At 70.0% G+C, this 12,467-nt stretch carries 11 protein-coding genes; 9 read left to right on the forward strand and 2 right to left on the reverse strand.

Translation table 11 applies throughout. The features are described 5' to 3' along the window. A partial coding sequence (locus tag HTZ82_RS23485) for a HEAT repeat domain-containing protein (protein WP_175411427.1) occupies positions 1–540 on the reverse strand: 540 nt, incomplete at its 3' end. 368 nt (positions 541–908) lie between these two features. Here HTZ82_RS23485 and HTZ82_RS23490 point away from each other — a divergent pair. The 9 genes from HTZ82_RS23490 to pssA all read left to right on the forward strand — a co-directional run bounded on the left by HTZ82_RS23490 (position 909) and on the right by pssA (position 11,761). Next, complete coding sequence (locus HTZ82_RS23490; RefSeq protein ID WP_175411428.1) at positions 909–2,693, forward strand: 3-hydroxyacyl-CoA dehydrogenase family protein; 1,785 nt, start codon at positions 909–911, stop codon at positions 2,691–2,693. A gap of 103 nt (positions 2,694–2,796) precedes the next feature. Next, positions 2,797–3,627: a TetR family transcriptional regulator gene (locus tag HTZ82_RS23495; RefSeq protein WP_217624492.1), complete on the forward strand. Its 831-nt coding sequence runs from the start codon at positions 2,797–2,799 to the stop codon at positions 3,625–3,627. 393 nt (positions 3,628–4,020) lie between these two features. Beyond that, positions 4,021–5,358: a crotonyl-CoA carboxylase/reductase gene (gene ccrA, locus HTZ82_RS23500; protein WP_175411430.1), complete on the forward strand. Its 1,338-nt coding sequence runs from the start codon at positions 4,021–4,023 to the stop codon at positions 5,356–5,358. A 9-nt stretch (positions 5,359–5,367) separates the two neighbouring features. Continuing rightward, entirely contained in the window at positions 5,368–7,389 is a 2,022-nt protein-coding gene (locus HTZ82_RS23505) for a protein meaA (protein WP_175411431.1), read from the forward strand. After that, a complete protein-coding gene (locus tag HTZ82_RS23510; RefSeq protein WP_175411432.1) occupies positions 7,386–8,348 on the forward strand; it encodes a CoA ester lyase in 963 nt (320 codons plus the stop codon). The genes HTZ82_RS23505 and HTZ82_RS23510 overlap by 4 nt, the downstream gene beginning before the upstream one ends. Before the next feature lie 5 nt (positions 8,349–8,353). Then, complete coding sequence (locus HTZ82_RS23515; RefSeq protein ID WP_175411433.1) at positions 8,354–8,866, forward strand: MaoC family dehydratase; 513 nt, start codon at positions 8,354–8,356, stop codon at positions 8,864–8,866. Between the two features lie 2 nt (positions 8,867–8,868). Then, on the forward strand, positions 8,869–10,074 hold the full coding sequence (locus HTZ82_RS23520; protein WP_175411434.1) for an acyl-CoA dehydrogenase family protein: 1,206 nt from the start codon (positions 8,869–8,871) through the stop codon (positions 10,072–10,074). 180 nt (positions 10,075–10,254) lie between these two features. Next, on the forward strand, positions 10,255–10,911 hold the full coding sequence (locus HTZ82_RS23525; RefSeq protein ID WP_175411435.1) for a phosphatidylserine decarboxylase: 657 nt from the start codon (positions 10,255–10,257) through the stop codon (positions 10,909–10,911). Continuing rightward, positions 10,898–11,761, forward strand: a complete 864-nt coding sequence (gene pssA / locus HTZ82_RS23530; protein ID WP_175411436.1) for a CDP-diacylglycerol--serine O-phosphatidyltransferase — start codon at positions 10,898–10,900, stop codon at positions 11,759–11,761. Before HTZ82_RS23525 ends, pssA begins: the two co-directional genes overlap by 14 nt. A gap of 71 nt (positions 11,762–11,832) precedes the next feature. Here pssA and HTZ82_RS23535 read toward each other — a convergent pair whose 3' ends face one another. Then, a complete protein-coding gene (locus HTZ82_RS23535; protein WP_175411437.1) occupies positions 11,833–12,366 on the reverse strand; it encodes a GNAT family N-acetyltransferase in 534 nt (177 codons plus the stop codon). Positions 12,367–12,467 lie beyond the last annotated feature (101 nt).

Genomic DNA, 12,467 nt, shown 5'->3' on the forward strand with positions numbered 1-12,467 from the left:
GGCCGCGGGGCCGAGGCGCGGGTGCGGGAGGGCCGCCTCCAGGGCGGGGCGTGCGCGGGGGTCGCCCAGGGACCCGAGGCCTTCCGCGCAGGCCAGGCCGACGCGCCAGTGGGGGTCGTCCGGGGCGAGGCGGCGTTCCAGGACGGTGACGAGGGCCGGCACGGACTCGGGCGCCCGCAGGGCGGCCAGCAGCCGGACCGGCACCAGCGCGTACGCGACCCGCAGCTCGTTCGTGGCGAGCGCGGCCGCCGCGCGCGGCGTGCGCGGGTCACCGAGGCGGGCGAGCGCGTAGGACGCGGAGACGCACCGCTCCGGGTCCCGGTGGTTCAGCAGCAGGACCAGCGCCTCGAAGGCGCGCCGGTCACCGGCGACGCCGAGCCGGAACGCGGCGGTCTCCCGGGCCCACAGCGGCTGCCCGGGCGCGGTGAGGACCGCGGCGAGCTCCTCCGTGTCGGGGGTCGACACGAGGCGGGCGTACGCGGGATCGTCCCCCGCCTCGTCCTTCAGCCGGTCGGTGAGCGAGGCGAATTCGGGGTCCATGGCGGGCAGCGTAGCGACGCGGCGCCACCGCGATCCAGATCACAGCGCACGAGGACTGGCGCGCTCATTACCCGCGGGTTAATCTCAGGTGAGCGGGACACACCCCGCACCTCCCTCGTGGCGGCCTGGTGACGCAGCCGCCGTGAGTGCCAGTCGGTTCAGCGGTTTTCACGATGTGACTCCGGGACAGGGTCCGTCGGCACGTTCGCCTTCGCCTTCATCGCGCGACGCATACGGCATGTCTGTTCGACGCATCCGTTCGACGACGTGTCCGCTTCCGCGCCGGCCGCGCGCGACACGCTCCCTTCCGCCGCGTGCGCGCGCCGCCCGCTCCCTCATCAGTCGTCACTCATCCCTGGAGTCCCGTGATGGACACCCCTCTCTCCACCATCGCCGTCGTCGGCCTCGGCACGATGGGCGCCGGCATCGCCGAGGTCCTGGCCCGCGCCGGGCGCGAGGTCATCGGTATCGACATCAGTGAGACCGCCGCCCGCGGCGCGGTCACCGCGCTGGAGGCCGCCACCGCCCGGTCCGTGGCGCGCGAGCGGATCACCGAGGAGGAGCGGAGCGACATCCTCGCCCGGTTCCGCACCTTCACCGACCTCCAGGCCGCCGCCGACGCCGACCTCGTGATCGAGGTCGTGCCGGAGTCGTACGAGGCGAAGCAGCAGGTGCTGCGCGCGCTGGACGGCATCGTGCGGCCGGACGCGGTCATCGCGACCGGCACGAACGCGCTGTCCGTGACCCGGCTGGCCGCCGACTCGGCGCACCCGGAGCGGGTTCTGGGGCTGCACTTCTTCAATCCGGCCCCGGCGATGAAGCTGGTGGAGGTCGTCTCGTCCGTGCTGACCTCGCCGCAGGCCGTCGCCGCCGTCACGGACCTGGCCCACGACCTGGGCAAGGAGCCCGTCGCGGTGGGTGACCGGCCCGGGTTCGTCGCGGACGGGCTGCTGTTCGGGTACCTCAACCAGGCCGCCGCGATGTACGAGGCGAAGTACGCGTCCCGCGAGGACATCGACGCCGCCATGCGGCTCGGCTGCGGTCTGCCGATGGGCCCGCTGGCGCTCCTCGACCTGGTCGGCATCGACACGGCCCGTACCGTCCTGGAGGCGCTGTACGCGGAGTCGAAGGACCGGCTCCACGCGCCGGCGCCGATCCTGAAGCAGCTCAGCGAGGCCGGGCTGACGGGCCGCAAGGCGGGCCGCGGCTTCTACACGTACGACGCCCCGGGCTCCGCCACCGTCGTCCCGGACGCGCTGACCCCGCGGGACGGCGCCCAGGGCGGCGGCGCCGCGCGCGAGGTGCGCTCCGTCGGGGTCGCGGGCTCCGGCACGATGGCGTCCGGGATCGCGGAGGTGTTCGCGAAGGCCGGGTACGGGGTCGTGCTGGCCGCCCGTTCGCAGGAGAAGGCGGACGCGGCGAAGGCCCGGATCGCCAAGTCCCTGGCCCGGTCGGTCGACAAGGGGCGGATGACGGCGGAGGCCAGGGACGAGACGCTGGCCCGGATCTCCCCCGCCGGTTCGCTGGACGCGTTCGCGGACGTGGACCTGGCTCTTGAGGCGGTCGCGGAGGACCTGGAGGTCAAGCAGCAGCTGTTCGCGACGCTGGACAAGGTCTGCAAGCCGGGCGCGATCCTGGCCACGACCACGTCCTCGCTGCCCGTCGTCGCCTGCGCCCGCGCCACGACGCGCCCGCAGGACGTCATCGGGATGCACTTCTTCAACCCGGCCCCGGCGATGAAGCTGGTGGAGGTGGTCCGTACGGTCCTGACCGCCGACGACGTCCACGCCACGGTCCGCGAGGTCACCGCGAAGGTCCGCAAGCACCCGGTGGACTGCGGCGACCGCGCCGGGTTCATCGTGAACGCGCTGCTCTTCCCGTACCTGAACAACGCGATCAAGATGGTCCAGGACCACTACGCCTCGCTCGACGACATCGACGCCGCGATGAAGCTGGGCGGCGGCTACCCGATGGGCCCGTTCGAACTGCTCGACGTGGTGGGCCTCGATGTCTCGCTGGCGATCGAGCAGGTCCTGCACCGCGAGTTCCGCGAGCCCGGCCTGGCGCCCGCGCCGCTCCTGGAGCACCTGGTGGCAGCGGGCTGCCTGGGCCGCAAGACGGGGCGCGGCTTCCGCGAGTATGCGAGGCGCTGAGCCGTACGGGGAGTGCCGCGGCGAGTGGGGCGGGCTGCTCGAACCGTCGGGCGGCTCTCCCCCTCAGGCGCGGTCACCCGCGGAGATGCAGTACGTTCGGGGCATGTCCCAGCCCGCCAAGTCACCCCGTGCCACCGCCACGTCCGACGCCCCGGAGACCGCCGCCGGCGGCCGCGCCGCCGCGCAGCGGCTGAAAATGCGCCGTGAACTGGCCGCCGCGGCCATGGAACTGTTCGCGACGAAGGGGTACGAAGCAACGACGGTCGACGAGATCGCCGCCGCGGCGGGGGTCGCCCGCCGGACCTTCTTCCGCCACTTCCGTTCCAAGGAGGAGGCGATCTTCCCGGACCACGACGACACGCTGGTCAGGGCGGAGGCCGTGCTGAACGCGGCGCCGCCGCACGAGCATCCGCTGGACACGGTGTGCCGGGGCATCAAGGAAGTCATGAAGATGTACGCGGCGTCGCCCGCGGTCTCGGTGGCGCGCTACCGGCTCACCCGTGAGGTGCCCACCCTCCGGGAGCGCGAGATCGCGTCGGTCGCCCGGTACGAGCGGCTGTTCACGCGCTATCTGCTGGGCCACTTCGACGAGCGCGACCACCACGACGGCAACGACGACCCGCTGCTCGCCGAGGTGGCCGCGTCGGCGGTCGTCACCGCGCACAACCACGTACTGCGCCGCTGGCTGCGGGCGGGCGGCAAGGGGGACGTGGAGGCGCAGCTGGACCACGCGTTCTCGATCGTCCGCAGGACGTTCGGCACGGGCATCGGCGCCGGCCGGCTCGCCGGGCCCGCGGCGCCGGGCCCGGCCGCCGCGGCGAGCACGGAGACCGGCCCGTCCGGCGATGTGGTCGTGGCGGTGGCCCGTACGGACGCACCGCTGGACGAGGTCATGCGCACCATCGAGCGGGCGCTGAAGGAGCACGGCGCCTGATCGGCCTTCGCACGCACGGCGGCCGCTGCCCTACTCAGGGGTAGCGGCCGCCGTCGCGTTGCTGACCTGCACTGATCGATCATCGCTCATTCGAGCGCACCCCGATTGCATCTGAGAGAAATTGTTGGCACGCAGTGTCTTGCCACCTGGCACGCCGTGCCATACGTTGATGTTGTCCGGGCGGCCGGCGTGCAGAGACCTCTCGTACGCCGGCTGTCCCCGCAGCCCTTCCCGGGGCCGCGCGCCCGGACGCCTGCGTCACAGGCATTCCGCGCACCACCCCGCGCAGCCGAGCACCACCCGGCCGAACCGACGGCACACCTCCACAGCAGCACACCGACGTTCCCTCAGCGTCCGCCCTCAGGACGCTCGCTCTTCGCCGGAGGCACCACCGTGAAGGAAATCCTGGACGCGATCCAGTCGCCGGACTCCACTCCCGCCGACTTCGCCAACCTGACGCTTCCCGAGTCCTACCGCGCGGTCACCGTGCACAAGGACGAGACCGAGATGTTCGCCGGTCTCGCCACCCGCGACAAGGACCCCCGCAAGTCGCTCCACCTCGACCAGGTCCCGCTGCCCGAGCTCGGCCCGGGCGAGGCCCTCGTCGCCGTCATGGCCAGCTCGGTCAACTACAACAGCGTCTGGACCTCGATCTTCGAGCCGCTGTCGACCTTCGGGTTCCTGGAGCGCTACGGCAGGACGTCCGAGCTCGCCAAGCGCCACGACCTGCCGTACCACATCATCGGCTCCGACCTGGCGGGCGTCGTCCTGCGCACCGGCCCGGGCGTCAACTCCTGGAAGCCCGGCGACGAGGTCGTCGCGCACTGCCTCTCCGTCGAGCTGGAGTCGTCCGACGGCCACAACGACACGATGCTCGACCCCGAGCAGCGCATCTGGGGCTTCGAGACGAACTTCGGCGGTCTCGCCGAGATCGCCCTGGTCAAGTCCAACCAGCTCATGCCGAAGCCCGACCACCTGAGCTGGGAGGAGGCCGCCGCCCCGGGCCTGGTGAACTCCACCGCGTACCGGCAGCTCGTCTCCCGCAACGGCGCCGGCATGAAGCAGGGCGACAACGTCCTGATCTGGGGCGCCAGCGGCGGCCTCGGCTCGTACGCCACGCAGTTCGCCCTGGCGGGCGGCGCCAACCCGATCTGTGTCGTCTCCAGCGAGCAGAAGGCCGACATCTGCCGCTCCATGGGCGCCGATGCGGTCATCGACCGCAACGCCGAGGGCTACAAGTTCTGGAAGGACGAGCGCACCCAGGACCCGAAGGAGTGGAAGCGCTTCGGCAAGCGCATCCGCGAGCTCACCGGCGGCGAGGACATCGACATCGTCTTCGAGCACCCCGGCCGCGAGACCTTCGGCGCCAGCGTCTACGTCACCCGCAAGGGCGGCACCATCACCACCTGCGCCTCCACCTCGGGCTACATGCACGAGTACGACAACCGCTACCTGTGGATGTCGCTGAAGCGCATCATCGGCTCGCACTTCGCCAACTACCGCGAGGCGTGGGAGGCCAACCGCCTGATCGCCAAGGGCAAGATCCACCCGACGCTCTCGAAGGTGTACTCCCTGGAGGACACCGGCCAGGCCGCCCACGACGTCCACCGCAACGTCCACCAGGGCAAGGTCGGCGTCCTGTGCCTCGCCCCCGAGGAGGGCCTGGGCGTGCGCGACCCGGAGACGCGCGCGAAGCACATCGACGCCATCAACCGCTTCCGGAACGTCTGAGGTCGATCGATGAGTGAGCGTCAGAAGGACCGGCCGTGGCTCATGCGGACGTACGCCGGTCACTCGACCGCCGAGGCGTCCAACGAGCTGTACCGGCGGAACCTCGCCAAGGGGCAGACGGGTCTGTCGGTCGCGTTCGACCTGCCCACGCAGACGGGCTACGACCCGGACCACATCCTCGCCCGCGGCGAGGTCGGCCGGGTCGGCGTGCCGGTCTCCCACCTCGGTGACATGCGGCGGCTGTTCCAGGACATCCCCCTGGAGCAGATGAACACGTCCATGACCATCAACGCCACCGCGATGTGGCTGCTGGCGCTCTACCAGGTGGTGGCCGAGGAGCAGGGTGCGGACATCTCCAAGCTCCAGGGGACGACGCAGAACGACATCGTCAAGGAGTACCTGTCGCGCGGGACGCACGTCTTCCCGCCGGGTCCGTCCCTGCGCCTCACCACCGACATGATCACCTACACGGTGAACCACATCCCGAAGTGGAACCCCATCAACATCTGCAGCTACCACCTGCAGGAGGCGGGGGCCACTCCGGTCCAGGAGATCTCGTACGCCATGTCCACGGCCATCGCGGTCCTGGACGCGGTGTTCGCCTCCGGGCAGGTCCCCGAGGACCGCAAGGGCGATGTGGTGGCCCGTATCTCCTTCTTCGTGAACGCGGGCGTCCGGTTCGTCGAGGAGATGTGCAAGATGCGCGCCTTCGGCCGCATCTGGGACAAGATCACACGCGAGCGGTACGGGATCGAGAACCCCAAGCAGCGCAGGTTCCGCTACGGCGTCCAGGTCAACTCGCTCGGCCTGACGGAGGCGCAGCCCGAGAACAACGTGCAGCGCATCGTCCTGGAGATGCTGGCGGTCACGCTGTCGAAGGACGCCCGCGCCCGCGCCGTACAGCTCCCGGCGTGGAACGAGGCCCTCGGACTGCCGCGGCCGTGGGACCAGCAGTGGTCGCTGCGCATCCAGCAGGTGCTCGCCCACGAGAGCGATCTGCTGGAGTACGACGACATCTTCGCGGGCTCGCACGTCATCGAGACCAAGGTGGAGGCCCTGGTCGAGGAGTGCCTCGCGGAGATCGACCGGATCCAGGAGATGGGCGGCGCCATGGCCGCCGTGGAGTCCGGCTATCTGAAGTCGCAGCTCGTCGCCTCGCACGCGGAGCGGCGCGCCCGGATCGAGGCCGGCGAGGAGAAGATCGTCGGCGTCAACTGCTTCGAGTCCACCGAGCCGAACCCGCTGACCGCGGACCTGGACACCGCGATCCAGACCGTGGACCCGGCGAACGAGGCCCGGGGCGTCGCGGCACTCCACGAGTGGCGTGACAACCGGGACGAAGCCCGCGCCCAGGAGGCACTCGCCGCCCTCAAGGCGACGGCCGCCGGGGACGGCAACCTGTTCGCCGCGACCCTGGAGTGTGCCCGTGCGGGGGTCACCACCGGGGAGTGGGCGTGGGCGCTGCGGGACGTGTTCGGCGAGTTCCGCGCGCCCACGGGCGTCTCGTCCGCCCCGGTCGCGGTCGCGGCCGAGGAGGGCACACCGCTCGCGGTCGTCCGGGACAAGGTCGCCCGGACGGCCGCCGAGCTGGGCGCCGGGCGGCTGCGGCTGCTGGTGGGCAAGCCGGGCCTGGACGGGCACTCCAACGGTGCCGAGCAGATCGCCGTACGGGCCCGTGACGCCGGGTTCGAGGTGGTCTACCAGGGCATCCGGCTGACGCCCGAGCAGATCGTGGACGCGGCGCTCGCGGAGGACGTGCACTGTGTGGGCCTGTCCATCCTGTCCGGGTCGCACGCCGAGCTGGTCCCGGACGTGCTGGACCGGCTGCGGGAGGCCGGCGCCGCCGACATCCCGGTCGTCGTCGGAGGGATCATCCCCAACGCCGACGCCGCCGAACTGAGGCGTGCGGGTGTCGCCGCCGTCTTCACTCCGAAGGACTTCGGAATCACGGAGATCATCGGTCGTATCGTCGACGAGATCCGGAAAGCCAACAAGCTCAACCCTCTCGAAAGCACGGAGGTCCCCGCATGACGACCGTCAACCGCCTGCGTCCGCGCCGCTCCTGCCTGGCGGTGCCCGGCTCGAACCCGCGCTTCCTGGAGAAGGCCCAGGGTCTCCCGGCCGACCAGGTCTTCCTCGACCTGGAGGACGCCTGCGCGCCGCTCGCCAAGCCGGAGGCGCGCCACACCATCGTGAAGTTCCTCAACGAGGGCGACTGGACGGGCAAGACCCGCGTCGTGCGGGTCAACGACTGGACCACCGAGTGGACGTACCGCGACGTCGTCACGGTCGTCGAGGGCGCAGGCCAGAACCTCGACTGCATCATGCTGCCGAAGGTCCAGGACGCCCAGCAGGTCGTCGCCCTCGACCTGCTGCTGACGCAGATCGAGAAGACGATGGGCTTCGAGGTCGGCAAGATCGGCATCGAGGCGCAGATCGAGAACGCTCAGGGCCTCAACAACGTCAACGCGATCGCGCAGGCCTCGCAGCGCGTCGAGACGATCATCTTCGGCCCGGCCGACTTCATGGCCTCCATCAACATGAAGTCCCTGGTCGTCGGCGAGCAGCCGCCCGGCTACCCGGCGGACGCGTACCACTACATCCTGATGAGCATCCTGATGGCCGCCCGCGCCAACAACCTCCAGGCGATCGACGGCCCCTACCTGCAGATCCGCAACCAGGAGGGCTACCAGGCCGTCGCCCGCCGCGCCGCCGCCCTCGGCTTCGACGGCAAGTGGGTGCTGCACCCGGACCAGGTCGCCGCCGCCAACGAGATCTTCTCGCCGTCGCAGGAGGACTTCGACCACGCCGAGCTGATCCTGGACGCGTACGAGTACTACACGTCGGAAGCGGGCGGCAAGAAGGGCTCCGCGATGCTCGGCGACGAGATGATCGACGAGGCCAGCCGCAAGATGGCGCTCGTCATCTCCGGCAAGGGCCGCGCCGCCGGCATGACCCGCACCTCGAAGTTCGAAGCCCCGGAGGCGTGAGAGAGATGCAGTTCGGACGCACCTACGAGGAGTTCGAGGTCGGCGCCGTCTACAAGCACTGGCCCGGGAAGACGGTCACGGAGTACGACGACCACCTCTTCTGTCTCCTGACGATGAACCACCACCCGCTCCACATGGACACCAACTATGCGGAGAAGACGACCGACTTCGGTAAGAACGTCGTCGTCGGCAACTACATCTACTCGCTGCTGCTGGGCATGTCCGTGCCCGACGTCTCGGGCAAGGCGATCGCCAACCTGGAGATCGAGTCACTGCGCCACGTCGCGCCGACGTTCCACGGCGACACCATCTACGGCGAGACGACCGTCCTGGACAAGACCCCGTCGAAGTCCAAGTCCGACCGCGGGATCGTGTACGTCGAGACCAAGGGCTACAAGCAGGACGGCACGCTGGTGTGCGTGTTCCGCCGCAAGGTGATGGTCCCCACCGAGACGTACATCAAGGAGCGCGGCGGCGAGCAGCCCGGCCGCCCGGAACTGAAGTCGCAGGAGAAGTAGTCATGTCCCGACTCGCGCAGACCGCCGGCCTCACGGAGGTCCAGCAGGAGATCGTCTCCACCGTCCGGGAGTTCGTCGACAAGGAGATCATCCCGGTCGCCACGGAGCTGGAGCACCGCGACGAGTACCCGCAGGAGATCGTCGACGGCCTCAAGGAACTGGGCCTGTTCGGCCTGATGATCCCCGAGGAGTACGGGGGTCTGGGCGAGTCCCTTCTCACGTACGCGCTGTGCGTGGAGGAGATCGCCCGCGGCTGGATGTCCGTCTCGGGCATCATCAACACGCACTTCATCGTGGCGTACATGCTCAAGCAGCACGGTACGCAGGAGCAGAAGGACACGTTCCTGCCGCGGATGGCGGCGGGCGAGGTGCGCGGCGCGTTCTCGATGTCGGAGCCGGGGCTCGGCTCGGATGTGTCGGCCATCACGTCGAAGGCGGTGAAGGACGGCGACGAGTACGTCCTGAACGGCCAGAAGATGTGGCTGACGAACGGCGGTACGTCGACTCTGGTGGCGGTTCTGGTCCGGAGTGACGAAGGCCACCCCGAGGGTACGGCGCCGCACAAGTCGATGACGACGTTCCTGGTGGAGAAGGAGCCGGGCTTCGGCGAGGTCCGCCCGGGTCTCACGATCCCCGGGAAGATCGACAAGATGGGCTACAAGGGCGTCGACACGACCGAACTCATCATGGACGACCTTCGGATTCCGGCCAATCGGGTGCTCGGCGGCCAGACCGGGCGCGGCTTCTACCAGATGATGGACGGCGTCGAGGTCGGCCGGGTGAACGTCGCGGCGCGTGGTTGCGGCGTCGCACAGCGTGCGTTCGAGCTGGGTGTCGACTATGCCCAGCAACGTCACACTTTCGGTAAGCCGATCGCCCAGCACCAGGCGATTCAGTTCAAGCTCGCCGAGATGGCTACCAAGGTCGAGGCCGCGCATGCGATGATGGTGAACGCAGCTCGCAAAAAGGACTCCGGGGAACGAAACGACCTCGAAGCGGGGATGGCGAAGTACCTCGCGTCCGAGTACTGCAAGGAGGTCGTGGAGGACGCCTTCCGTATCCACGGCGGATACGGCTTCTCGAAGGAGTACGAGATCGAGCGCCTCTACCGCGAGGCGCCGATGCTGCTCATCGGCGAGGGAACGGCCGAGATCCAGAAGATGATCATCGGTCGCCGCCTGCTCGAGGAGTACCGGATCCAGAGCTGATTGTCGGTTTTGGGGCGGTTTCGTGAGGAAAGGGCCGCGAAGAAGATCACACCCAGTCATCTTCTTCCGGCCTTCGACTCGGCTTCTGGCTTGCCCAGTTGCGGCCCGCAACCGATAGCATCGCCGAAAAGCCGCCGTCCCCCGTTCCCAGCGCGGCATCATCCGCTACGAAGGTCATCCATGCCCCACAGCCAAACCTCTGCATCTCGCGGCAGCCTTGCCGGCGTACGCCTCGCTCGCGGAGCATCGCCGTGGCTCCTGCCGACTGTCGCCACCACGGCGGTCAGCCTCGCCCGTGCCCGCCGCTCCAAGCGCGCCGCGACCCTCGCCGTACCGGCCACCGCACTGGCGGCCGGCATGCTGTGGTTCTTCCGCGACCCCGAGCGCGAGATCGCGCAGGGCAGGGTCATCTCGCCCGCCGACGGCGTGGTGCAGAGCATCATGCCGTGGAAGGACGGCCGTACCCGGGTCGCCATCTTCATGAGCCCGCTGAACGTCCACGTCAACCGCGCGCCCCTCGCGGGCACGGTGACGTCCGTGGAGCACATCCCCGGCGGGTTCGTGCCGGCGTTCAACAAGGAGAGCGAGAACAACGAGCGCGTTGTCTGGCACTTCGACACGGAGCTCGGCGACATCGAGATGGTGCAGATCGCCGGTGCGGTCGCCCGTCGCATCGTGCCGTACCTGGCGCAGGGCGCCAAGGTCGAGCAGGGTGAACGCATCGGTCTGATCCGCTTCGGCTCACGTGTCGACATCTACCTCCCGGAAGGTGTGGACGTCGCCGTCGAGGTCGGTCAGACCATGACCGCGGGGGTGACTCGCATTGACCGTGATTGACCCTGACACTCAGGCGAAGTGGGTCGCCGAGGCGGAGAGCGCGGACGAGCAGGAGGAGATGCCGCTGTCGCTCCGCCTGTCGATAGCGGACACCCTCACGCTCGGTAACGCCACATGCGGGTTCATGGCGGTGTACTTCACCACCACCGGCATCCTCATCCCGCACCTCACGGGCAGCGAGGAGACGGGCATGGCCCGTCACTCCGCCGCAACGGCCGTGATCCTGATGCTGTGCGCGGCGGTCTTCGACCTCTTCGACGGCCTGGTGGCCCGCAAGCTGCGCTCCTCCCCCATGGGCGCCGAGCTGGACAACCTGTCCGACCTGATCAGCTTCGGCCTTGCGCCCGCGTACTTCGTGCTCGTGTACGGGATGGTCGCGGACGACGCGCACCAGCGGGTGTCCGCGGTGGCGGCGATCGTGGTGCTGCTGGCGGTCGTGCTGCGGCTCGCCAGATTCTCCTGCGTGACGATGAAGGACGGCATGTTCCAGGGCATGCCGAGCCCGTTCGGCGCGCTGACGGTGGTCTCCATCGTCCTGCTGGAGCTCCCCTTCATCCCGACGCTGCTGGCGATCATCGGTACGGCGTGGCTCATGGTGAGCCGGGTCGAGTACCCGAAGCCGCGGGGTGTCCTCGCGGTGGCGATGCTCAGCTGGATCGTCGGCGCGATGGGCCTGCTGGCCGCGTGGGCGTTCGACGCCCCGGGCGGCGCGCTGCTGCTCCAGACCGGCTGCGCGCTCCAGGTGGTGCTGGGCGCGGTGATCCCGCTGTTCGCGACGGCGCGGCGGGTGAACACGTTCCGCGACAACCGGCGCGAGAGCCGGGAGGCGCGGGCGGCGCAGCTGCCGTAGCGGATCTCGTACGACGAAGGGGCCCGGGTGCGATGGACGCACCCGGGCCCCTTCGCTGCGCCGTACGCGGCTCAGCCGAGCGCCTTGTAGTAGTAGGTGGTGGGCATCGGCACCCCGTCCGGGCCGGCCGCGTACCCGGGGATGACCCCGGCGCGGGTCCACCCGGCTGACCGGTACAGCCCTTCGGCGGCGCTGCCGGTCTCCGTGTCCAGCACGAGCAGGGTGAGCCCCAGGTCGACGGCCCCCGCCTCGGCCGCGGAGAGGAGCCGCCGCCCCAGACCGCGCCCGCGCGCGGCGGTGTGCACCAGCAGCTTGGAGATGTCGCCGCGGTGCCGCTGGTTCGGATGGGTGGCCCGCACGAGCGTGACGACCCCCAGGAGGGCACCGTCGCCGTCACGGGCGGCCCAGACGCTCCGTACGCCCTCCTCGGCCTCTCTCGCGACGCTCCGCCACCACGCGGCCGCGTCGCCGCCGCTGAGCGGCGCCAGAAACCCGACGGACGCGCCGCCGTGCACGGCGTCCTGCAGCAGCGCTCCCAGCTCGGGGGCGGCGTCCCGTATGCGCCCGGCGGGGAGCGCCTCGATGTGTACGGTGTCAAGATCCATGCCTGCGATCCTGACACCGCTCCGTTGCACCGAGGTCACGGCTCCCGCACCGCCGCACCGCTGCGGTCGGTGAGCCGCCGTTCCGCTGTGGGCAGTCGTTC

Origin of the sequence: Streptomyces sp. TRM64462, from assembly GCF_013362995.1 — a bacterium.
In the GTDB taxonomy this organism is placed as follows: Bacteria; Actinomycetota; Actinomycetes; order Streptomycetales; family Streptomycetaceae; genus Streptomyces.

Coding starts and splice junctions, on each gene's coding strand:
- HTZ82_RS23490 (WP_175411428.1), top strand. CDS start 909: ATGGACACCCCTCTCTCCACCATCGCCGTCGTCGGCCTCGGCACGATG.
- HTZ82_RS23495 (WP_217624492.1), top strand. CDS start 2,797: ATGTCCCAGCCCGCCAAGTCACCCCGTGCCACCGCCACGTCCGACGCC.
- HTZ82_RS23505 (WP_175411431.1), top strand. CDS start 5,368: ATGAGTGAGCGTCAGAAGGACCGGCCGTGGCTCATGCGGACGTACGCC.
- HTZ82_RS23510 (WP_175411432.1), top strand. CDS start 7,386: ATGACGACCGTCAACCGCCTGCGTCCGCGCCGCTCCTGCCTGGCGGTG.
- HTZ82_RS23515 (WP_175411433.1), top strand. CDS start 8,354: ATGCAGTTCGGACGCACCTACGAGGAGTTCGAGGTCGGCGCCGTCTAC.
- HTZ82_RS23520 (WP_175411434.1), top strand. CDS start 8,869: ATGTCCCGACTCGCGCAGACCGCCGGCCTCACGGAGGTCCAGCAGGAG.
- HTZ82_RS23525 (WP_175411435.1), top strand. CDS start 10,255: ATGCCCCACAGCCAAACCTCTGCATCTCGCGGCAGCCTTGCCGGCGTA.
- HTZ82_RS23535 (WP_175411437.1), bottom strand. CDS start 12,366: ATGGATCTTGACACCGTACACATCGAGGCGCTCCCCGCCGGGCGCATA.